The sequence below is a fragment of the Sphingomonas ginkgonis genome (assembly GCF_003970925.1).
GTDB lineage: Bacteria > Pseudomonadota > Alphaproteobacteria > Sphingomonadales > Sphingomonadaceae > Sphingomicrobium > Sphingomicrobium ginkgonis.
In genome coordinates this window covers 2,120,276-2,141,339 of record NZ_RWJF01000001.1, presented here as the reverse complement: position 1 = coordinate 2,141,339, position 21,064 = coordinate 2,120,276, and the positions used below count along the sequence as shown (strand labels likewise).

Here is a 21,064-nt window from a genome sequence, read left to right as displayed (position 1 = left end):
GGCATGTCCTTCACCCAGCTCGATCCGCCCGTTCCCGTCCACGTTCTCGAGCGCGGCTCGGGGCAGGCCTTCGCGGTGATCGACTATGGCCCGGAGTTTGACCTTTTGTGGGTCACCGGCATGGACGAGGGCGGCGAGATCTGGTGCGTGCCCAATCCGCAGGTCCGGCTCCAGGCCAACTGGTCGATGGGCCGCCGCAAGGGCGCGACCCCGAGCCCGAAGATCGCCGCAGTTCCGCGCTGATAGCCGCCAGCGCCTGACCGCCGGCATCACGGCGGGACAGGGCGTCCTTCCCAGTCCCAGCACCCGCCGCTGTCGGCGGGCGTGAGGCCGTCGAGAACTGCGAGCAGCTGCGCCGCCGCGCGCTCCGGGTCGAACAACCGCTCCGCCGCAACTCCGCGCTGGAAGGGCGCGCTCAGGCGCGTGTCGACCGTGCCGGGATGGAGCGTCACGCACACGCAGTCGGGCCTTGTCCGCTGCAGCTCGATCGACAGCGTCCGAACCAGCATGTTGAGCGCCGCCTTCGACGCGCGATAGCCGTACCAGCCGCCGAGCCGGTTATCGCCGATGCTCCCGACCCGTGCCGACAGCGCCGCGAACAAGCTTCGCCCCCGCTTCGGCAGCAGCGGGACGAAATGCTTGGCGACCAGCGCCGGCCCGGTCGCATTCACCCGGAAATAGGTGTCGAGCGCGCCGGGATCGAGATCGCGGAGCGCCTTCTCCGGGCGGGTCCGCGCCTCGTGGAGCAGCCCGGTGGCGACGACGATCGTCGCGAACGGCGCTTGGCCCGCGAGTGCCGCCGCCGCCGCGGCGATGCTGTCCTCCCGTTCGAGGTCGAGCGCGAGAGTCGCGCTATCCGCCGGGTGCCGCGCCAGCCTCGCCACGTGATGGCCGCGCGCCTCCAGCGCCAGCGCCAGCGCGGCGCCGATCCCGCCGCTCGCCCCGACGACGATCGCGCGGGAGGCGCCGGCCTCGCTCATCGGGCGTCGCGCAGCCGGCGGAAGTAGTTGGTGCGGACTACCGGTCGGCCCTCGTCATCCCACGAGACGGCGGTCTCGACCATCGTCGCGGCGTCGCGCGCCAGCGTGTAGATCCGGGTCGAGGCCGGGTGCCTCGCTTTTCCGAGCGCGAGCACGACCACGCCGGGCACCGGCATCCGCACCGCGGCGCTGTCGGCCTCGGTCTGGTCGCCGGCGATGCTCACCGCCGGCCCGTCGAGCGCGGCGGTGGAGCGCATCCGCCGGACCGACCCGTCGGGCGCGACGATCTCGACCTCGCTTGTCAATCGCCCGCGCGCCGGCACGGCGAAGCTGATCGTCACGCTCTTCGGCCGCGCGGCGGGCGGGAGCGGCAGGCGGTCCACTTCGACCGCCCAGCGCCCCAGCAGCGGCGAGCCGGGCGGAGCGGCGCTGGCTGGAGACGCAGCGAGCATCGCCAGCAGCAAGGACCAGACCCATGACTTCATCGTCGCCCCTCCCACGTTAGCCTCGTCGCGCCGTCCAGCCTCGGGACGGACACGAGCTACTCCGGGAGGCAGGGAATAGCGCATCCGCCTTGCCCGCCCAATCGGGTGTGCGCGCAATGCTCGCGTGCGGCGCCTCAACCTGCTCTATGCGCCCACAGCACCACCGCCAGGAGCCTTCATGCCCGCGATCGTCATCATGCTTCTCGCCTTCCTCGGCGGCGGGCTGCTCGCCACGCAGGCCCCGACCAACGCCATTCTCGCCCGCGCCGGCGGCTCCCCGGTGCTCGCGGCGCTGGTGAGCTTCGCGGTCGGGGGCGCCGCCTTGCTCGCCGTTTGGCTGGTGACCGGCGATCGCGGCGGCCTCGCCAACCTTCGCGGCGTTCCCTGGTATGCCTGGCTCGGCGGCTTCTACGGCGCCCTGTTCGTCGGGGTCGCCGCCTATGCCGCGCCGCGGATCGGCCTCGCCTCGCTCATCACCATCGGCATCGCCGGGCAGGTCATCATGGCGCTCCTCCTCGACCATCTCGGCGCGCTCGGCCTGCCGCGGGTGCCGGTCAGCGCGATGCGGGTGGTCGGCGCACTGCTGGTGCTCGGCGGGGTGGTGCTGGTCCGCCGCGGCTGAAGGACTGTCCTACGCCGTCGTCCTCGGCTAGGCTGCCCTTGCTCGGTCCAGATGGTGGTACGACATGGACCTTCGTTCGAACGCTCAGACGGCTTTCCGCGCCGCTCCGGTCGTTGACTCAAGTTCTGCGCGTGACGCTCGATGGTGTGACCTTTCGGACTTTTTGCGCCCTGCCGTTCCCCTCTTGTTCTTGGTGAACGAAATGCGTACATCATCGGCTCACCGCATCGCTCGGGCGGGTCGGTTGACGAAAGGAATCGGGGCATGGCAGCGCAGCTCAAGGTTATTGGTTCGAGCGGGGATTCGATGAACACGGACAGGCAGAAGGCGCTCGACGCGGCGCTGGCGCAGATCGACCGGGCGTTCGGCAAGGGCTCGGCAATGAAGCTGGGCAGCCGCGAGAAGATCGAGATCGAGACGGTTTCGACCGGATCGCTCGGCCTCGACATCGCACTCGGCGTTGGCGGCCTTCCGCGCGGCCGCATCATCGAAATCTACGGGCCGGAAAGCTCGGGCAAGACGACTCTCGCGCTTCACGCCATCGCTGAATCGCAGAAGGGCGGCGGGACCGCCGCCTTCGTCGATGCCGAGCATGCGCTCGATCCGGTCTACGCCAAGAAGCTGGGCGTGAACATCGACGAGCTGATCGTCTCGCAGCCCGACACGGGCGAGCAGGCGCTGGAGATCGTCGACACGCTGGTGCGATCGAACGCGATAGACGTGCTGGTCGTCGACTCGGTGGCCGCGCTGGTGCCTCGGGCCGAGATCGAGGGCGAGATGGGCGACAGCCACGTCGGCCTGCAGGCCCGGCTGATGAGCCAGGCGCTGCGCAAGCTGACCGGCTCGATCAGCCGCTCGCGCTGCACCGTCATCTTCATCAACCAGGTCCGGATGAAGATCGGCGTCATGTACGGCAATCCGGAGACGACGACCGGCGGCAACGCGCTGAAGTTCTACGCCTCGGTCCGGCTCGACATCCGCCGCACCGGGCAGATCAAGGATCGCGACGACATCGTCGGCAACACCACCCGGGTGAAGGTGGTCAAGAACAAGGTCGCCCCGCCGTTCAAGCAGGTCGAGTTCGACATCATGTACGGCGAGGGCGTGTCCAAGGTCGGCGAGATCCTCGACCTCGGGGTCAAGGCCGGGCTGATCGACAAGTCGGGCGCCTGGTTCAGCCACGACTCGACCCGCATCGGCCAGGGCCGCGAGAACGCCAAGCAGTATCTCAAGGACAATCCCGAGATGGCGGTGAAGATCGAGAACGCCATCCGCGGCAAGACCGAAGAGGTCGGCGAGGCGCTGATGGTCGGCGCGGGGCCGGACGACGACGTCTGATCAGGGTCTTCCCTTCCCAGTTAGGAAGGGGCATCCCGTGCCGCTGATCGGAGGTCGGGGCAGGCAGGCCTAACGGCCGTTCGCCCTAGGCCTACGCCGGCAGCCCTGCTTCGGTCGACTGCTTGCCGGCGAACAGCTGGCGCCGGTCGGTCAGCAGCACCAGCGCCGCGGCGACGAGTGAGCAGAGGGCGACCGACGCCACGAAGGGCACGAGCGTTCCGTCGAACTGCCGCCCCGCGATTAGCCCGATCACGGCGCCGCCGACCGTCGAGATCACTCCTTGGACCGAGGAGGCGGTGCCGGCGATCGGGCCCATATGCTCCATCGCCAGCGAGCCGAAGTTGGCGGAGGTGAAGGCGAAGGCGAAGAAGGAGGCGCCCTGCAGCAGGACGAACAGCGGCAGTCCTTCCGCGCCGGCGAGTACCACGCCGAGATGGACGAGCGAGATGGCGAGATAGAGGATGAGCCCGCTGTGGCCCACCCGGCGCAACCCCGCGCGGCCGACCAGCCGGCTGTTGAGGAAGGAAGCGATCGCCATCGGGATTGCCACCGCGGCGAACACCAGCCCGATCAGGTGCGGCGCCCGGAACACGTCGTAGACGATCTGCTGGACAGTCGCGATGTACAGCGTGAGCGAGCCCGACAACGCGGTCAGCGCCAGCGTGTAGCCGAGCGACTGGCGCTCGCCGAGCGCGCCGCGGATGCCCGCGCCGATCTCCGCCGGATGAAGCGAGCGGCGATACTCGGGATGCAGCGTCTCGGGGAGGCGAAACCAGCTCCACAATAGCATCAGCATCCCGTAGCCGGCCATGATCAGGAAGATGGCCCGCCACGAGGCGAAGGCGAGGATCAGCTGCCCGAGATTCGGCGCGACCACGGGGACCAGCATGAAGGTCATGAAGACGAGGCTCATCACCCGCGCCATCGCCTCGCGCTCGAACAGGTCGCGGACCATCGCGACGACCAGCACGCGGGTCGTCGCGGCCGCCATTCCCATCGCGAAGCGGCTGGCGACCAGCAGCGGGAAGCTCGTCGCCATCGCGCACCCGACCGCGAACAGCGAATAGAAGAAGACCCCGACCGCGAGGATCGGCTTGCGCCCGAGCCGGTCCGCGAGCGGTCCCCACAGGAGCTGGGTCGAGCCGAAGCCGAGCAAATAGGCGATGACCACCAGCTGGCGGTCATTCTCGTTGGCGATCCGCAGCCCGCGGGCAATTTCGGGCAGGGCGGGAACCATGATGTCCATGGCGACCGCGTTGAGCGCCATCAGCCCGGCGAACATGGCAATGGCCTCGCGGGCACCAGGGCGCGGCCCGTCCCCGGGCAGGTGATTGAAGTCGATCGGCATGGGAGCGGGCGCGCATGCCCGTTCCGGGAAGCCGCGGCAAGTCAGCGACTTGCACGCCAGGGATGCCAAAGCGACAAGAAACTGGCATCGACTGGAGCATGACCGCCACGCAAGGCCGCCACCTCTACTCTCTTTTCGGACTGCAGATCGCGAGCGATCTCCCGCTCCCCGAACTCCCGGCTGGATCGGGCGCCCCGACTGACGTCGAGATCCGGCTTGAACCGCCCGTCGCGGAGGTCACCGAGGTGGGGTTCTCGAAGACCCCGACCGGCGCCCGGCTCGGGATCGGCGACGCGGCGGCGTTCACCATCGATCACGGGCGAACGATCGGTGTGGCGCCACTCAGCGGTGCTCCCGCCGGCAATGTCCGGCTCTTTCTGCTCGGCTCGGCCTTCGGGGTCCTACTGCACCAGCGCGGCATTTTCCCGCTCCACGCCAACGCGGTGGAACTCGACGGACAGGCGGTCGCCTTCTTCGGCGAGTCCGGTGCGGGAAAGTCCACCCTTGCCGGGTGGTTCTACGACCAGGGCTACCGGGTGCTCGCCGACGATGTCTGCGCCATCCGCTTCGCTGACGACGGAACGCCGATCGCCTACCCGGGCATTCCGCGGCTCCGGCTGTGGCGCGAAGCGGTCGAGGCGAGCGGGCGATCGCTCGAGGGCTTTGCTCGAAGCTTCTCGGGCGACGACAGCTACGACAAGTTCGACGTTCCGCTACCCGCGGCCGGGCAGCGCGGCATTCCGCTCGCCGCCGCCTACCTGCTCGGTCGCGGCGACCAACTCCGCATCGCCCCGCTGGAGGGAGTGGCAGCCGCCGAGGCCCTGTTCGCCCACACCTATCGCGGTGCCCTGGTCGAGAGCAGCGGCAGCGCGCAGGAGCACTGGTCCGCCGTCGTCCGCCTGATTGGCCGCATCAAGCTCTTCACGATCGAGCGCCGATGGGATCTTGGGCATTTGAGGGCGGACGCCGGCGCGCTGCTCGAACACGCCCGCTCTAAAGCCGCCCTTCTAAGCTGAGCAGGAAATAGCCCGTGGCCAGCGCGCTGACGAAAGCGACTCGATAGCGCATGACAATGTCCAGCCGATTCCAATCGGCCACCGGCCAGTTGTTTAGCGCTTGGCGCATCGCCTCGAAATCGAAAAGCTCGACGGCGGCATGGCTGGCGCTGATCTCCTCCAATGCTTCGCTTGCTGCCGCGCGATCGAGGCGTAGCGCCCAGTCCGCCGATTGGAGGCCCCGGGTTTTCGCGTCGAGGATGTAAGGCGGCAACCGGTCAGCCAAGGCACGTTTCGCCAATGGGCGAGCCTGCCCGTTCCGGAAGAATTGTTCAGGCGGCAGGCGGAGGGCGAATTCGGCAATCCGGCGATCGGCCATGGCGTCGCGCTCGTCCAGTCCGAACAAGGTCCGAGTGCTGTTTCGATGAAGACCCCAATCGAGCAGTCGGAAGTAGTCGAGGCGCGACTCCGGGCTAGAATTATAATCGGGGCTGATGCCGGCACGCTCCCAGTGCTCGCGTCTCAGGAAAGTCACCGCGCCGAGATTGTCTCCGGTCAGACGTTGACGCAGCGCCGACGGCAGGAACGGTGCCACCGAATTGAACGCGACGCCTTTCCAGCTGAATTCGGGGCGGCGTAGCGCGAGCAGACTCTCCCTGAGCCAGACCAGATAGCGGCGGCTAGACAGGTAATTGGCGAGGACATGGGGCCCGCCGAAGTTCAGCGTGAGATTACCCATTTCTCCGGTCAGAAGAACGGAAGATCCACCCTCTCTTGCCTGCTGCGCGATCGCGGTCCACCAAGCCGTGTTGAAGGGCTTTCGGATCGGCATCTCGAAAACGCCAGAGTAGCGTCGCCAGAGCGTCAGCGGACTTTCGTTGTCTCGAATGGTGCGATGAGCGATCCCGAGCTCGGCCGAAAGCTCCCGGGCGATCGGTGCCTCATCGGCGACCCTGTCCTTCGGCACAGTAAAGTCGCCGGGCCACGGCGCCGACGTGAAGGCGCGCACCCTTCCGCTACCTGCAAGCCGGGAAGCGGTAGCGACAACGGCGGCACTGTCGAAGCCGGAGCTGAGATGACAGGCGACCGTCCCGCCTCGAGGGAGGCGCGCCGCTACCGCTTGATCGAGGAGGCTTCGGTACTCTTCTGTCGCTTCACCGTCGTCAATTGGCAATGGATCTAGCCGAGGACGCCAGTAGCGAGTGGCCGAGACGGCTCCGTTCCAGCGCAAAATCTCGCCGGGACGAACACGACGAACCTCGCGGTAGTTGGTTGAATCGCCCTCATCCGCTTCAAGGATCTCCTCGCGAAGTAGATGGAGGATGTCAGGCTCGCACGACCCGACCAGCTTCGCCAGTTCGGCAGAGGATGGCCCCACGACCAGTCCGTCGCCGAATAGCCGATAGAATAACGAGCGCTGACCGAAGATGTCGCGCGCAAGGAAGAGGCTATGGCGGCCAAGATCGTGAACCACGATCGCGAAGTCGCCATGGAGACGTTCGATGGTCTGCTCACCCCAGCAGAGCCATGCACTGAGGACGAGTCCGGCGTTCGTCAGGTCGGCGGCGAGCCCAAGCGCGTGAAGCAACTCACGTCGGTTGTCGATGCGGCCGTCGACTAGCACCGTAACGCCGTGACGCTCCGACACCATAGAAGGATCGGCGACACGGAAGAAGAGAAATTGTCCGGTCGGGTAATCGGGTAAGCTCGCCTGCACAATGCCGCAGGCGTCTGGACCGGCTGCGACGAACCAGCCGGAACCATGATTCATAAGTTGCGACAGACGCTAGCGCCTGCTGTGTCTGGCCGGCTTATGAGCGAGTGGTTGGCGGACCTCCGTCCACGCGATTCCTGAGTGTGCCATTCTCCGCCGACCCGGCGCTGAGAGTCTTCACTTCCGGACGCTGCCACACCTTCTTCTGCATTACCGAGCCCCTTCGATACAACGCAAACGGATACACCTGTTAAAACCGAACAGGCGTTAAATTAGTTTCTACGGAGGAAGTTAGCGGCTGGCAAGGGATAACGGGAAGCTAACAACCCGATCCGTTTCGGATAAAATCGGATACAGCCTGGGGGTAGAGGCGGTGCTCTTCGGCGAGCACTCGAGCCGACAAATCCTCCGGGGTATCCCCTTCGTGGATCGGCACCCGTGCCTGAGCGATGACGGCGCCGGAATCCAGCTCCTCGGTCACGAGATGGACGCTGCAACCCGCTTCGGTGTCGCCCGCGGCGATGGCGCGGGCATGGGTGTCGAGGCCCTTGTAGAGCGGCAGCAGCGAAGGATGGATGTTGAGGATGCGGCCCGCGAACCGGCGCACGAACGCCGGCGAGAGCAGCCGCATGTAACCCGCGAGTACGATGGTCCCGGCGCCGGCCGCCTCGATCGCGTCGCCGACGCGGCGGTCGAACTGCTCGCGATCGAGCCCGCGGCTGCTGAGCGCCAGGGTCGGCAGACCGCGCATCCGGGCGAGGTCCAACCCCGGCGCTTCGGGTTTGTTCGAGACCACCAGGACGATCCTGTATGGTCCCGCGTGGTCAGCAAGGGCTTCGAGATTGCTCCCGCGGCCGCTGATCAGGACCGCGACGCGGCGCGGATCAGGCGTCGAACTCGGCATTCCAGGGCTCGCGCGCGCTCCAGGTTTCGGTGTTGCCGCGAACGGTGCAGCCGCGACGGCCTTCGCGGATTTCGCCGATCCGGTGGACCGTCTCACCCGCCGCCTGCAGCTTCCCGGCGACGGCATCGGCCTTGTCGGCGGCGACGATCACGACCATGCCGATCCCGCAGTTGAAGGTCTTGGCCATCTCGCCAGGCTCGATCGATCCACCCGCCTGGAGGTAGGCGAAGAGGCGTGGCAGGGGCCAGCGGTCGGCGTCGATCTCGGCCCGGCAATCCTCTGGCAGGACCCGCGGCACATTCTCGAGCAGCCCGCCGCCGGTGATGTGGGCCAGCCCCTTGATGCCGCCGGCCCGCACAACGGGCAGGAGCGAGCGGACATAGATGCGGGTCGGCTCCAGCAGCGCGTCGCCGAGCAGCTGTTCCTGATCGAACCGCGCCGGCCGATCGAGCTTCCAGTCCTTCTCGGCGAGGATGCGGCGCACGAGCGAATAGCCGTTGCTGTGCACCCCCGAGCTGCCCAGCCCGAGGATGACGTCGCCGGCAGCGATCGCCTCGCCGGTCAGCGCCTCGCCGCGTTCGACCGCGCCGACGCAGAAGCCGGCGAGGTCGTAGTCGCCGGGCGCGTACATCCCCGGCATCTCCGCCGTCTCGCCGCCGATCAGCGCGCAGCCCGCCTGGCGGCAGCCCTCGGCGATGGACGCGACCACCTGGGTCGCGACGTCGTTGTCGAGCTTCCCGCAGGCGAAATAGTCGAGGAAGAAGAGCGGCTCGGCGCCCTGGACGATGAGGTCGTTGGCGCACATCGCGACCAGGTCAATGCCGACGCCGTCGTGCCGACCGCTGTCGATCGCCAGCTTGAGCTTGGTGCCGACCCCATCGTTGGCGGCGACCAGCAGCGGGTCGCGGTATCCGGCCGCCTTGAGGTCGAAGAAGCCGCCGAAACCGCCGAGCTCGGCACCGGCGCCGGGCCGTGCCGTGGCTCGGGCGAGGGGGGCGATGGCCTTCACCAGCGCGTTGCCGGCGGCGATGGAGACGCCCGCATCGGCGTAGGTCAGCGGCTTATTGGTCATGACAAAGCGTGCCCTAGCCGAGAAGCGGCTTCCATTTCCACGCCCTTGTCGCCAGAAGGCGGGCCATGCGTCCCGGCTTTCGCTCGCTCTTCCTGGCCACCACTGCGCTCCTCGGCTTCGTCCTTCTCGGCGGCGGCTCCTCCGCGCAGCTCGAGAGCGGCGACCGCGGGATCATGCCGCTGGACAGCAGCAACACGCTCGAGGTCGACGGCATCACCGTCGACACGGGCGGCAAGTCGGGGGAAGAGGCGCGCCTCGCCGGCTGGCGCGAGGCGCAGCGGCTGGGGTTCCGGGCGCTCTACGCCAAGGCGCACGGGGTCCCGCTGAGCGAAGCGCCGACGCTTCCGGATTCGGATCTCGACGGGATCGTGAGCTCGATCATGGTCCAGCGCGAGCAGATCGGTCCCAACCGCTATATTGCGACACTGGGCGTGCTGTTCGACCGGGCGCGGGCGGCGCAGCTGCTCGGGGTGCCGGGCGGTCCCGCCGTTCGCTCGCAGCCGATGCTGCTGATTCCGATCATGACCACCGGTGGGGTGATGACCACGGTCGAACTGCGCAACAGCTGGCAACGCGCCTGGGCAACCTTCCGGACCGCGCAGAGCCCGATCGACTATGTTCGGATTTCGGGCTTCGGCAGCGATCCGCTGCTGATCAACGCGGCCCAGACCGCGCGGCCGGGTCGCGGCTGGTGGCGCAACCTGCTCGATCTCTACGGCGCGACGGACTTGCTGGTGGCGCAGGTCGATCTCCATCGCGCCTATCCCGGTGGCCCGGCGGTCGCCACCTTCCTCGGCCGGCACGGGCCCGACGGGCAGGTGGTCGGAAGTTTCCGGATCGAGATGCGCGACGGGCAGCAGCTCCAGTCGCTGATGGACGAGGGCGTCCGGCGCATGGACGGGTTGTTCGCGCAGGCCTTCGCGGCCGGGCGGCTCGACCGCGATTCGAGCCTCAACCAGCCGCCGCCGCCGCCACCGCCGCCGACCGAGGCGCCCGAGGCCAAGACGCAGCAGCAGGCCGCGCCCAGCGAGGCCCCGATCCGCACGGTGCTCATCCAGGCCAATATTGCCGACGCTTCCCAGCTCGGCGAACTCGAAAGCGCGCTCCGCTCAATTGCCGTACCGGGCGGGGTCGGAGCATCGAGCACGCAGCCGGGCAAGATCGCGCTGATCAACATCCGCTACCAGGGCGATCTCGCGGTGGTGAAGGCCGGCCTCAACGCGCGCGGCTGGAACTCGGTCGAGAACGGCAGCGCGCTACACGTCTGGCGGATGCCGGTCGCCAATGCCCGCCCGGGTCCGCAGCCCGCGCCGCCGGCACCGTCACCCGCCGGCGAGTAAGATGCGGATCTCCGACCAGATCGCGCTTCCGCTCGACTGGCCGCAGGGTTGCGATGACGAGCGGTTCATCGTCGGTGACGCCAACCGCGAGGCTTACGACCATTTTCGCCGGTGGAGCACCTGGCCGGTCCGCTCCACCATTCTCGTCGGACCGCGGCGGAGCGGCCGCTCGCTGCTGGCCAGGGCCTTCGTCGCGCGGGTCGGCGGCCGGCTGTTCGACCAAGCGGAGCGGCAGGACGAAGAACTGCTCTTCCATGCCTGGAACGAAGCGCAGGAGAGCAAGCGTCCGCTGGTGCTGGTCGCGGACCAGCCGCCGCCCGCCTGGGGGATCCTGCTGCCCGATCTTCGGACCCGGCTGGCGATCACGCCGGTCGCCACCATCTACCCGCCCGACGACGAGCTGTTCGCCGCGCTGATCCAGCGGCTGTTCGCCGATCGCGGGCTCTACATGCCGGCCGACGCGTTGCGCTACGTGGTCACTCGCGTGACCCGCACCTATCTGACCGCCGAGCGGGTGGTCGAGGCGATCGACCGCTTCGCCATCGCCGAGCGGGCGCGGCTTACCTTGCCGACGGTCCGGCGGGCGCTGGTCGCCGCCGGGCTGATCGGGGAGGAAGGGGAATGAACGCGCCGGCCGAGATCGTCCGGGCCACCGAGGCTCCCGCCCGCTACTTCAATCGCGAGCTGAGCTGGCTGGCCTTCAACTGGCGGGTGCTGGAGGAGGCGAGCAACCCGGCGCACCCGGTGCTCGAGCGGGTGCGCTTCCTCTCGATTTCCGGCGCCAACCTCGACGAGTTCTTCATGACCCGAGTCGCGGGCCTGCAGGGGCAGCAGCTGCGGCAGGTCGGCGAGCCTTCGACCGACGGGCTCACGCCCTCGCAGCAGCTGGCCGCGATCGCCAAGGACGCCGACGCGCTGGTCGCCGCGCAGAACAAGGAATGGCTCAACCTCCAGAAGCTGCTGGCGGCCGAGCAGTTCGAGGTGACCCGTCCGCGCGAGCTGAGCGCCGAGGAACGGGAGTGGCTCCAGGCCCATTTCCGCGAGCAGATCCTGCCGGTGCTTACTCCGCAGGCGATCGACCCGTCGCATCCATTTCCGTTCATTCCCAACCTCGGCATCTCGCTCATCTTCGCGATGCGCGACCGGGCGGACAATGAGCCGCTCAATGAGCTGCTGATGCTTCCGCCACGCCTGCCGCGGTTCGTTCGGCTGCCGGGAGATGCGGTCCGCTACGTCCCGATGGAAGCCGTAATCGAGCATTATCTCGAGCTGCTCTTCCCGGGCTTCGAGCTGCTCGGCGCCGGCGTGTTCCGCGTGCTGCGCGACAGCGACATCGAGATCGAGGAAGACGCCGAGGACCTCGTCCGGCACTTCCGTTCGGCGATCAAGCGGCGGCGCCGCGGCCGGGTGATCCGGCTCCAGTTCTCGGTCGACACCCCGCAGGACCTCGAGCAGCTCGTCCGCGACGGGCTCGACGCCAAGGACGCGCTGATCAGCGAAAGCGCCGGCTTCATCGGCATCGCCGACCTCGGCCTGCTGGTCGCGGAAGAGCGGATCGACCTCAAGTTCCTGCCCTACACCCCGCGCTTCCCGGAGCGGATCCTGGAGCATGGCGGCGACTGTTTCGCGGCGATCCGCGCCAAGGACCTGATCGTCCACCATCCCTACGAGAGCTTCGAGGTGGTCGTCGATTTCCTCCGCCAGGCGGCCGAGGACCCGGACGTCGTCGCCATCAAGCAGACCATGTATCGCGCGGGCAAGCAGTCGGCGATCGTCGACGCGCTGGTCGCCGCGGCCGAGGCAGGCAAATCGGTAACCGCGATCGTCGAGCTGAAGGCTCGCTTCGACGAGGAGCAGAACCTGCTCTGGGCATCGCGGCTCGAGCGCGCGGGCGTGCAGGTCATCTACGGCATTCCCGAGTTCAAGACCCACGCCAAGGTCTCGATGGTCGTCCGCCGCGAGGGCGAGATCATGCGCACCTACTGCCATTTCGGGACCGGCAACTATCATCCGGTGACGGCGCGGGTGTACACCGACCTCAGCTTCTTCACCGCTTCCCGCCGTGCCGCGCGCGATGCGGGGAAGCTGTTCAACTTCGTCTCCGGCTATGTCGCGCCCAAGGGGCTCGAGATGATCGCGATGAGCCCGCTCAACCTGCGCGACCGGCTGATGGCGCTGATCGACACCGAGATGGCGAATGCCAGGGCCGGCAAGCCGGCGGCGGTCTGGGCCAAGATGAACGCGCTGGTCGACCAGCAGATTATCGACAAGCTCTATGAGGCGAGCGAGGCCGGCGTGTCGATCGACCTAGTCGTGCGCGGGATCTGCTGCCTCAAGCCCGCGGTGGCCGGCCTCTCGTCCAACATCCGCGTCAAGTCGATCCTCGGCCGCTTCCTCGAGCATAGCCGCATCTTCGTCTTCGCCAACGGCGCCCGGCTGCCCGATCGCAAGGCGCGCGTGTTCATCAGCTCGGCCGATTGGATGCCGAGAAATTTCAACCGGCGCGTGGAATATATGCTTCCAATCGAGAACCCGACCGTTCACGCGCAGGTGCTGGACCAGGTCATGATCGCGAACCTCATCGACAATGAGCAGAGCTGGGAACTCGGGTCGGACGGGACCTACACCCGGTTGCAGCCGGGCAAGCGCGCCTTCAACCTGCACCATTATTTCATGACGAACCCGTCGCTTTCCGGCCGGGGCCAGGCGCTCGCCGGCAAGGCGGTGCCCAAGTTGCGGCTCACCCAGCGCGGATGAGCGGCTCTCGCCTGTTCGGACCGATCGGCATCATCGACATCGGCTCCAACTCGGTGCGCTTCGTGGCCTATGCCGGCACCGAGCGGGTCCCGGTGAACCTGTTCAACGAGAAGATCATGGCCGCGCTCGGGCGCGGGGTCGCCCGCAACGGCGCGCTCGAGCAGCAGGCCATGGGTCGGACCCTTGAGGCGCTCGCCCGCTATCGGCTCATCGCCCGCGAGATCGGCCTCAAGAGCCTGACCACGGTCGCCACCGCCGCGGTTCGCGACGCCAGCAACGGCGGGTCCTTCCTCGACGAGGTCACCGCGCTCGGTCTCGAGCCCCAGCTCCTCCCCGGGATCGAGGAGGCCCGGCTTTCGGCCCTTGGGGTCATCTCCGCGATCCCTGAGGCGCACGGCATTGTCGCCGATCTCGGCGGCGGCAGCCTCGAACTGGTGCCGGTTAGCAAGGGCAAGGCCGGGAAGGGCGTTTCGCTACCGCTGGGGGTGCTTCGGCTGGGCGACCGGCCCAGCGCAAGCGAGCTGGCCGAGCAGGTGCGCGCCGGGATGAAGGGCATGCGCGTTCCCCGCGGTTCGTCGCTCTACCTGGTCGGGGGCAGTTTCCGGGCGCTCGCGCTGCTCGATCTGCGCCAGCAGGAGCATCCGCTGCCAATTATTCACGGACACCGGATTGAGCCGCGGCGGGTGACCCGGATCCGCGCGGTAGTCCGCTCTTCCGAGCCCGACGAGCTGAAGCGGCTTGCCGGCGTGTCGTCGGCCCGGGTCGGCTCGCTCCCGGCCGGCGCCGCCATGCTCGACGCGCTGCAGCGCGCCCTGAACCCCAAGGCGATCGTCGCTTCGGCTTTCGGGCTGCGCGAGGGCATCCTCTACGCGGGCCTCGATACGGAGGTCCGCAAGGAGGACCCGCTGCTCGCCGCCGCGCTGGAGGTGGGCGAGCGGCTCGGCCGCTTCGGCGATCATGGCGCCGCGCTCGACCAGTGGATGGCGCCACTGTTCACCAGCGACGGGGCTGCGCAGGTGCGGCTTAGGCTCGCCGCCTGCCTGCTGGCCGACATCGCTTGGAATGCGCACCCGGACTATCGGGCCGAGCGCGCCGTCGACCTCGCCGTGCATGGCAACTGGGTCGGCATCGACAGCGAGGGGCGGGCGATCCTCGGGCGTACTTTATGCACCGCTTTCGGCGGCGACGGCGGCTTCGATCCGCGGCTGGAAGCGCTGCTCTCGCCCGAGCAGCGGCAATCGGCGGTTGCCTGGGGTAAGGCGATCCGGCTCGCCCAGCGCCTCAGTGGCGGCACCGAAGCGCTGCTCCACAAAACCGCCATCGATCTCGAGGACGAGGCGGTCGTGCTTCACATCCGGGCCAAGTATCGCGCCTTGTGCGCCGAGGCGGTCGAACGCCGCCTCAAGAGCCTGGCCGAGACGCTCGGCCGCAAGTCGAGGGTCGAGATCGCCTAGCCGCAGTTGATCGCGGTGACCCGGTTGTCCGGCCCGAGACGGACCGTCACCCGGTCCTCGCGATAGTCCATCGTCAGCATCACGCCCGGGGGCGCCCAGCGGAGCACCGCGGCATTGCTCGCCTTGCGGATCGCGGCCTCGGTCTCGGCGGTGCCCGGCTGGCCGACGAACGCCTGCGTGGCATCCGTCGTGCAGCGATGCCCCGGCGTCACTCCGTGGACCACCGGTTCGGGTTGCTGCGCGGCACAGGCCGCGAGCAGCAGGGGCGCACTCCAGCCTGCCTTACGCATCGACATTCTCCTTCAGGGCCCGGGTCATCTTGAGCTTGCCGTTCTCGATTCCGAACGCCAGTCGGCCCTCGACCAGGTCGAGCGCGTCATGGCCGAACTCGTCGTAGCGCCAGCCTGAAAGGATGTTCAGCCCGTCGCGCACCCCGGCGGCGAGCGCCTCGATCTCGTCGGAGCGGGCGATCAGGCGGGCGGCGACCCCGGCCTCCTTGGCGCGAATCTTAAGGAGCAGCTTCAGCAGGTCCGAGACCAGCGCCGCATCCTTGGTGAGGCCCGGGCGGCGCGGCTCGCGGTCGGGAAGTTCGTCCGGACCGAGCGGGCGGGCCGCGGCGACCGCCGCCATCAGCCGTGCGCCGATGTCGTTGTTCCGCCACCCTGCCGACAGGCCGCGGACCTTGCCGAGGTCGTCCTGGCTCTTGGGCGCGTGCGAGGCGAGCTCGTTCAGCGTGTCGTCCTTGACGATCCGCCCGCGCGGCAGGTTCTTGCCCCGCGCCTCGGTCTCTCGCCAGGCGGCGAGAGCCTTGAGGCGTCCGAGCACCGCCGGGTTGCGGCTCGGCAGCTTGAGGCGCTTCCACGCGTCCTCGGGCTCGAAGGCGAAGCTGGACGGGTCGGCCAGCCGCTCCATCTCCTCGTCGAGCCACTCGCCGCGCCGGCTGCGCTTCAGCTTCTCGACCATCCGCGGGAAGACGGTGGCGAGGTGCGTGACGTCGGCGATCGCATAGTCGATCTGCCTTTTGTCGAGCGGGCGGCGGCTCCAGTCAGTGAAACGCGCGCCTTTGTCGAGCTGGTGCCCGAGCATCGACTCGATGAGGTTGGAATAGCCCACCTGCTCGCCCAGCCCGAGCGCCATGGCGGCGATCTGGGTGTCGAACAGCGGGTGCGGGACCTTACCGGTAAGATTGTGGACGATCTCGAGGTCTTGCCCGCCGGCGTGGAAGACCTTCAGCACCTCCTCATTGTCGACGAGCAGGTCGAGCAGGGGCTGGAGATCGATGCCGTCGGCCTTGGGATCGATTGCGGCCGCCTCTTCGGGCGTGGCGATCTGGATCAGGCAGAGCTCGGGCCAGTAGCTGTTCTCGCGCATGAACTCGGTGTCGACGGCGACGAACGATGCGGCCGTCATGCGCTCGATCAGCGCGGCGAGGCTGGCGCTGTCGGTGATCAGGGGGTGAATCTTCATGTCGAGCGGCCTTTAGCCAAGGCACGCCGGGTTGACAAAAGGAGAGGGTAAGGGGAAGCGCGCGGCCAATTCCACCGGTTCGTCACCCCCGCGGAAGCGGGGGGCCAGCTTTCGCCTCCGTCGCGACGTGCGGAGTAAGCCGGATTTCCGCTTTTGCGGAAATGACGCGAGAACAGAGAGTTCGTCATGCACGCCTATCGCACCCACAATTGCGGCCAGCTTCGCGCTTCCGACGTCGGCAGCCAGGTCCGGCTGTCGGGCTGGATCCACCGCAAGCGCGATCATGGCGGCGTGCTGTTCGTCGACCTGCGCGACCATTACGGCCTGACCCAGGTAGTCGCGGCAGCCGGTTCCGAGAGCCTGAAGCTGCTCGATTCGCTCAAGGCCGAGAGCGTGGTGACGATCACCGGCGACGTGGTGGCGCGCGAGGGCGGGGCGGTGAACCCGAAGCTGGCGACCGGCGAGATCGAGGTGATCGCGCGCCAGGTGGAGGTCCAGTCGAGCGCGGCCGAGCTGCCGCTGCCTGTCGCGGGCGAGCAGGAATATCCCGAGGATATCCGCCTCAAGTATCGCTACCTCGACCTTCGCCGCGAGCGGCTCCACGCCAACATCATGCTGCGCTCCTCGGTCATCGCTTCCATTCGCCGACGGATGATCGAGCAGGGCTTTACCGAGTTCCAGACCCCGATCCTGACCGCGTCGAGCCCCGAGGGCGCACGCGACTATCTGGTTCCGAGCCGCGTTCACCCGGGCAAGTTCTACGCGCTCCCGCAGGCGCCGCAGATGTTCAAGCAGCTGCTGATGGTCGCGGGCTTTGACCGCTACTTCCAGATCGCGCCCTGTTTCCGCGACGAGGACGCGCGCGCCGACCGCTCCCCCGGCGAATTCTACCAGCTCGACTTCGAGATGAGCTTCGTCACCCAGGACGACGTGTTCAACGCGATCGAGCCGGTGCTGGCCGGCGTGTTTCGCGAGTTCGCCAACGGGCGCAGCGTCACCGAGGGTGCCTTCCCGCGTATCCCCTACCGCGAGTCGATGCTGAAGTACGGCAACGACAAGCCGGACCTTCGCAACCCGATCGTTATCAGCGACGTCGGCGAGCATTTCCGCGATTCGGGCTTCGGCCTGTTCGCCGGGCTGGTCGAGAAGGGCATGGTGGTCCGGGCGATCCCGGCGCCGAGCACCGCCGACAAGAGTCGCAAGTTCTTCGACGAAATGAACGACTGGGCGCGCGGCGAGGGCTATGCGGGCCTCGGCTACGCGACCCGCAAGGGCGGCGAGTGGGGCGGCCCGATCGCCAAGAACCACGGCACCGACGGCATGGACAAGCTTGCCGCCGAGCTGGGTCTCGGGCCGGACGACGGCATCTTCTTCGCCGCGGGCAAGGAAGCGGAGGCGGCCAAGCTCGCCGGCCTCGCCCGCACCCGGGTCGGTCAGCAGCTCGGACTCATCGACGAGAACCGGTTCGAGTTCTGCTGGATCGTCGACTTCCCGATGTTCGAATATGACGAGGACGCCAAGAAGGTCGACTTCTCGCACAATCCTTTCTCGATGCCGCAGGGCGGGCTCGAGGCGCTCGAGACCAAGGACCCGCTCGACATCCTCGCCTGGCAGTATGACATCGTCTGCAACGGGGTGGAGCTGAGCTCGGGCGCCATCCGCAACCATCGTCCCGACATCATGTACAAGGCCTTCGCGATCGCCGGCTACACGCAGGAGGAGGTCGACACCAACTTCGCGGGCATGATCAACGCTTTCAAGTTCGGCGCCCCGCCGCACGGCGGGTCGGCGCCGGGGATCGACCGAATCGTCATGCTGCTCGCCGGCGAACCCAACATCCGCGAGGTGGTCGTCTTCCCGATGAACCAGAAGGCCGAGGATCTGATGATGAACGCCCCGGCGCCGGTCAGCCTCAAGCAGCTGCGCGAACTGTCGATCCGGGTGGTGGGAAAGGCGGCCGCGGCTGTTCCAGATCGGGACTAGTCGCTAGGCTGCCTCAATTGCCGCCCCCGTGGGACTCGGTTAATTCGGAGCGCCGTGCCAACTGACTTAGCGCGATTTGAACGGGGGGCGCCGTTCGCCGGAGATGCCGTCGCCGCGATCGCCGCGGAACAGGAGCGCATGGGCGCGCTCCAGCTCGGCCAGATCGTGCATGGCCGCCGCCTGATCATCGTCGTCGACGGGTGGGAAGGCGCGGGTCGTCGCGAGCTCCTGAAGGCGCTGTGCGCGGGGCTCGACCCGACCCATGTCCGCGCGCATTCGCTGGAGGAAACGGGCTGGGGCCGCCACGGCCACTGGCTGGCGCCCTTCTGGAGCAAGCTCGGCCGCGCCGGGGAAACGAGCCTGTTCCTGCACAGCTGGCACGAGCAGGCGGCGCACGCCCGCGTCGCCAACCTGCTGACGAGCAAGCAGTGGAGCCGCGCCGCGGACGAGATCAACGAGTTCGAGAACACGCAGGCGGAGCATGGCGCCAAGATCGTCAAGCTCTTCCTCCACGTCACCGCGCCGGTCCAGCGCGAGCGGCTTCAGGCACGGGCGAGCGACCCGTGGCAGCGCTGGCGGCTTCGCGACGAGGAGCTGAGGGGGCTGGACGCCCGCGACGCCTGGCAGGCGGCCTGGTCGACGTTGCTGGGCGAGACTGACACGCGCTGGGCGCCTTGGACCATCATCGACGCCAACGACGCTCAGACGGCGCTGGTCACCGGTCTGAAGGCGGTTCGCGAGGCGATGACGAAGGCCATTCCCGTCGAACCGCCGGCCGACAAGGATAATGTGGTGGTGCTCAACCGCACTGCCTGACCGTCAGGCCTCGACCGAACCATATTCCGAGCTCATCCGCCGTTCGCCGCTGTGCCGGTTGCTGAGCGCCTGGCGGATACGGTCGAGCAGCTCGGCGCGGCGGTAGGGCTTGCCCAGCACGTCGCGGGTCGGGCGGTCGGGACCCGCCACCACCAGCTCCTCATTGTAACCGGTCGTCATCAGGACCGGCAGGTCGGGGTCGATCGAGCCGATCTCGTCGGCGAGCATCAGCCCGTTCATCCCGCCCGGCATGACCAGGTCGGTGAACAGGAGGTCGAACGTCCCCTTGTCGCGCGACTTGAAGATTCGCAGCGCTTCCTCGCCGCTCTCCGCGGTCGACAGCCGATAGCCGGCGCTTTCAAGGATCTCCCGCCCGAGTTCGAGAACCTCGCTGCTGTCTTCGACCACCAGGATGTGTGCCGCGATCTTTGCGCCGTCTTCCGCCTGATGGTCGGACGTCGGCTGCACGGGTTCGGCCGGCTCTGGCTGCGCATGGCTGATCGGGAAGATGAGGCGGATGAGCGTACCCTCGCCGTGCGCAGACTCGATATCCAGCCGGCCGCGCGATTGCTGGACGAAGCCGCTCGCCATGGCGAGCCCCAGGCCGGTGCCCTTGCCTTCGCGCTTGGTGGTGAAGAAGGGCTCGGTCGCCCGTTCGATGACTTCGCTGCTCATGCCGTCGCCTTCGTCGGCGATCTCGAGCGCGACATAGTCGCCGGAGCTGAGGTCCCGCTTCGCGGCGTCGCCGTTGAGATGCATGCTTCGGGTGGTGATGGTCACCGTCCCGCCGCCCGGCATCGCGTCCTTGGCGTTCATGATGATGTTGAGCACCGCCATCTCGAGCTGCTCCGGGTCGACCATGACGCGCGGGAGGCGACGACGAAGGTTGAGCTGGAGGTGGATTGCGCTGCCGAGCGAGCTTTCGATCACGTCGATGAAGTCGCTGACCAGCTGGGTGAGGTCGGTCGGCCGCGGGCTGAGGCGGGTCTTGCGAGCGAAGGCCAGCAGCTGCTTGGTCAGCTTCGCTCCCTTCTCGGCGGCCGCGCGGGCATTGTCGATGTAGCGCTTGGGACGGTCGTTTTCGACATGCGAGCCAAGAAGTTCGAGATTGCCATCAACGACTTGCAGCAGATTGTTGAAGTCGTGCGCGAGGCCGGCAGTGAGCTGGCCGATGGCTTCCATCTTCTGCGCCTGGCGGAAAGCCTGCTAGGTGTTGCGGCGGCGGGTCACGTCCAGCTGGCTGGCGAACTGGTAGACCAGCTTGCCCTGCGTGTCGAAGACCGGACCGATGAAGACCGCGTTCCAGAAGGGCGTGCCGTCGCGCTTGTAGTTGAGGATCTCCGCCGCGATCGACTTGCCGCTGCCGACCGCGTCGCGGAGGTCCGCGACCACTTCGCGGTCGGTGTGCGCGCCCTGCAGGAAGCGGCAGTTGCGGCCGAGGATGTCGCTCTCCTCGTAGCCCGTCAGGTCGAGAAAGGCCTTGTTGGCGAAGACGATCGGGTTGTCGTGCTGGTTCGGATCGGTGAGGATCATCGGCATGCGTGTCATCTCGATCGCCGCGAAGAAGACGTTGCCGCGATCGTCGAGCCCGGGTTCGCTGATGACGCTCTCGCGCCAATGATTGAGACCGGCGGAATTGCTCGGGTTGTCCGCGACAGCGAGATCAAGCTCGCCGCCCGCCGGTTCGCCCCGGATCTTGCCGGTCGGATCAACCACGCTGGCTTCGGACGGGTCGCTCTCGTGCGACCGGGTCTTGTCGGTCAAAACGCTTACCTTAAGGGGAAAAGTG

At 67.8% G+C, this 21,064-nt stretch carries 20 protein-coding genes; 10 read left to right on the top strand and 10 right to left on the bottom strand.

Annotated elements, in window-relative coordinates; all coding sequences use genetic code 11:
* Positions 1 to 3 precede the first annotated feature (3 nt).
* Positions 4 to 243, top strand: coding sequence for a hypothetical protein (locus HMF7854_RS10470; RefSeq protein ID WP_126719042.1), 240 nt, complete (start codon positions 4 to 6; stop codon positions 241 to 243).
* A gap of 26 nt (positions 244 to 269) precedes the next feature.
* On the opposite strand, the gene HMF7854_RS10465 is transcribed toward HMF7854_RS10470, so the two are convergent.
* Together HMF7854_RS10465 and HMF7854_RS10460 are read right to left on the bottom strand one after the other, a co-directional pair.
* A complete protein-coding gene (locus HMF7854_RS10465; RefSeq protein ID WP_126719041.1) occupies positions 270 to 980 on the bottom strand; it encodes an SDR family NAD(P)-dependent oxidoreductase in 711 nt (236 codons plus the stop codon).
* Positions 977 to 1,465, bottom strand: coding sequence for a hypothetical protein (locus HMF7854_RS10460; RefSeq protein WP_126719040.1), 489 nt, complete (start codon positions 1,463 to 1,465; stop codon positions 977 to 979). Before HMF7854_RS10460 ends, HMF7854_RS10465 begins: the two co-directional genes overlap by 4 nt.
* Positions 1,466 to 1,589: 124 nt before the next feature.
* Here HMF7854_RS10460 and HMF7854_RS10455 point away from each other — a divergent pair, with 124 nt between their 5' ends.
* Both HMF7854_RS10455 and recA read left to right on the top strand, forming a co-directional pair.
* Entirely contained in the window at positions 1,590 to 2,087 is a 498-nt protein-coding gene (locus HMF7854_RS10455; RefSeq protein WP_239016935.1) for a DMT family transporter, read from the top strand.
* A gap of 264 nt (positions 2,088 to 2,351) precedes the next feature.
* Positions 2,352 to 3,425: a recombinase RecA gene (recA, locus tag HMF7854_RS10450; protein WP_126719039.1), complete on the top strand. Its 1,074-nt coding sequence runs from the start codon at positions 2,352 to 2,354 to the stop codon at positions 3,423 to 3,425.
* Positions 3,426 to 3,516: 91 nt separating this feature from the next.
* On the opposite strand, the gene HMF7854_RS10445 is transcribed toward recA, so the two are convergent.
* A complete protein-coding gene (locus HMF7854_RS10445; RefSeq protein ID WP_126719038.1) occupies positions 3,517 to 4,773 on the bottom strand; it encodes a multidrug effflux MFS transporter in 1,257 nt (418 codons plus the stop codon).
* Positions 4,774 to 4,871: 98 nt separating this feature from the next.
* On the opposite strand from HMF7854_RS10445, the gene HMF7854_RS10440 reads away from it, so the two are divergent.
* On the top strand, positions 4,872 to 5,789 hold the full coding sequence (locus tag HMF7854_RS10440; protein ID WP_126719037.1) for a hypothetical protein: 918 nt from the start codon (positions 4,872 to 4,874) through the stop codon (positions 5,787 to 5,789).
* Here HMF7854_RS10440 and HMF7854_RS10435 read toward each other — a convergent pair.
* From HMF7854_RS10435 to purM, 3 genes are all read right to left on the bottom strand, one after another.
* Positions 5,767 to 7,539 carry an asparagine synthetase B family protein gene (locus tag HMF7854_RS10435; RefSeq protein ID WP_126719036.1) on the bottom strand — a complete coding sequence of 591 codons (1,773 nt, stop codon included), beginning with the start codon at positions 7,537 to 7,539 and terminating at the stop codon, positions 5,767 to 5,769. The genes HMF7854_RS10440 and HMF7854_RS10435 overlap by 23 nt on opposite strands.
* Positions 7,540 to 7,801: 262 nt before the next feature.
* Entirely contained in the window at positions 7,802 to 8,386 is a 585-nt protein-coding gene (gene purN / locus HMF7854_RS10430) for a phosphoribosylglycinamide formyltransferase (RefSeq protein WP_126719035.1), read from the bottom strand.
* Complete coding sequence (gene purM, locus HMF7854_RS10425) at positions 8,367 to 9,458, bottom strand: phosphoribosylformylglycinamidine cyclo-ligase (RefSeq protein ID WP_126719034.1); 1,092 nt, start codon at positions 9,456 to 9,458, stop codon at positions 8,367 to 8,369. Before purM ends, purN begins: the two co-directional genes overlap by 20 nt.
* A 65-nt stretch (positions 9,459 to 9,523) precedes the next feature.
* Here purM and HMF7854_RS10420 point away from each other — a divergent pair, with 65 nt between their 5' ends.
* From HMF7854_RS10420 to HMF7854_RS10405, 4 genes are read left to right on the top strand one after another with little or no spacing between them, the layout of a single operon-like run.
* Positions 9,524 to 10,798, top strand: a complete 1,275-nt coding sequence (locus HMF7854_RS10420; RefSeq protein WP_126719033.1) for a heavy-metal-associated domain-containing protein — start codon at positions 9,524 to 9,526, stop codon at positions 10,796 to 10,798.
* Between the two features lies 1 nt (position 10,799).
* Positions 10,800 to 11,423 (top strand): HdaA/DnaA family protein, encoded by a 624-nt coding sequence (locus HMF7854_RS10415; protein WP_126719032.1) that lies wholly within the window; start codon positions 10,800 to 10,802, stop codon positions 11,421 to 11,423.
* Entirely contained in the window at positions 11,420 to 13,555 is a 2,136-nt protein-coding gene (locus tag HMF7854_RS10410; protein WP_126719031.1) for an RNA degradosome polyphosphate kinase, read from the top strand. Before HMF7854_RS10415 ends, HMF7854_RS10410 begins: the two co-directional genes overlap by 4 nt.
* Positions 13,552 to 15,009 (top strand): Ppx/GppA family phosphatase, encoded by a 1,458-nt coding sequence (locus HMF7854_RS10405; RefSeq protein WP_126719030.1) that lies wholly within the window; start codon positions 13,552 to 13,554, stop codon positions 15,007 to 15,009. The genes HMF7854_RS10410 and HMF7854_RS10405 overlap by 4 nt, the downstream gene beginning before the upstream one ends.
* On the opposite strand, the gene HMF7854_RS10400 is transcribed toward HMF7854_RS10405, so the two are convergent.
* Together HMF7854_RS10400 and rnd are read right to left on the bottom strand one after the other, a co-directional pair.
* On the bottom strand, positions 15,006 to 15,299 hold the full coding sequence (locus HMF7854_RS10400; protein WP_239016934.1) for an I78 family peptidase inhibitor: 294 nt from the start codon (positions 15,297 to 15,299) through the stop codon (positions 15,006 to 15,008). The genes HMF7854_RS10405 and HMF7854_RS10400 overlap by 4 nt on opposite strands.
* Positions 15,292 to 16,476 (bottom strand): ribonuclease D, encoded by a 1,185-nt coding sequence (gene rnd, locus HMF7854_RS10395; protein ID WP_126719028.1) that lies wholly within the window; start codon positions 16,474 to 16,476, stop codon positions 15,292 to 15,294. The genes HMF7854_RS10400 and rnd overlap by 8 nt, the downstream gene beginning before the upstream one ends.
* A 186-nt stretch (positions 16,477 to 16,662) precedes the next feature.
* Here rnd and aspS point away from each other — a divergent pair, with 186 nt between their 5' ends.
* Positions 16,663 to 18,459 carry an aspartate--tRNA ligase gene (gene aspS, locus HMF7854_RS10390; protein ID WP_126719027.1) on the top strand — a complete coding sequence of 599 codons (1,797 nt, stop codon included), beginning with the start codon at positions 16,663 to 16,665 and terminating at the stop codon, positions 18,457 to 18,459.
* A 54-nt stretch (positions 18,460 to 18,513) separates the two neighbouring features.
* A complete protein-coding gene (locus tag HMF7854_RS10385; RefSeq protein WP_126719026.1) occupies positions 18,514 to 19,275 on the top strand; it encodes a polyphosphate kinase 2 family protein in 762 nt (253 codons plus the stop codon).
* Positions 19,276 to 19,278: 3 nt separating this feature from the next.
* Here HMF7854_RS10385 and HMF7854_RS10380 read toward each other — a convergent pair whose 3' ends face one another.
* Together HMF7854_RS10380 and HMF7854_RS16065 are read right to left on the bottom strand one after the other, a co-directional pair.
* Positions 19,279 to 20,457 carry a response regulator gene (locus HMF7854_RS10380; protein WP_239016933.1) on the bottom strand — a complete coding sequence of 393 codons (1,179 nt, stop codon included), beginning with the start codon at positions 20,455 to 20,457 and terminating at the stop codon, positions 19,279 to 19,281.
* A gap of 24 nt (positions 20,458 to 20,481) precedes the next feature.
* Positions 20,482 to 21,039, bottom strand: a complete 558-nt coding sequence (locus HMF7854_RS16065; protein WP_239016932.1) for a PAS domain-containing protein — start codon at positions 21,037 to 21,039, stop codon at positions 20,482 to 20,484.
* Positions 21,040 to 21,064 lie beyond the last annotated feature (25 nt).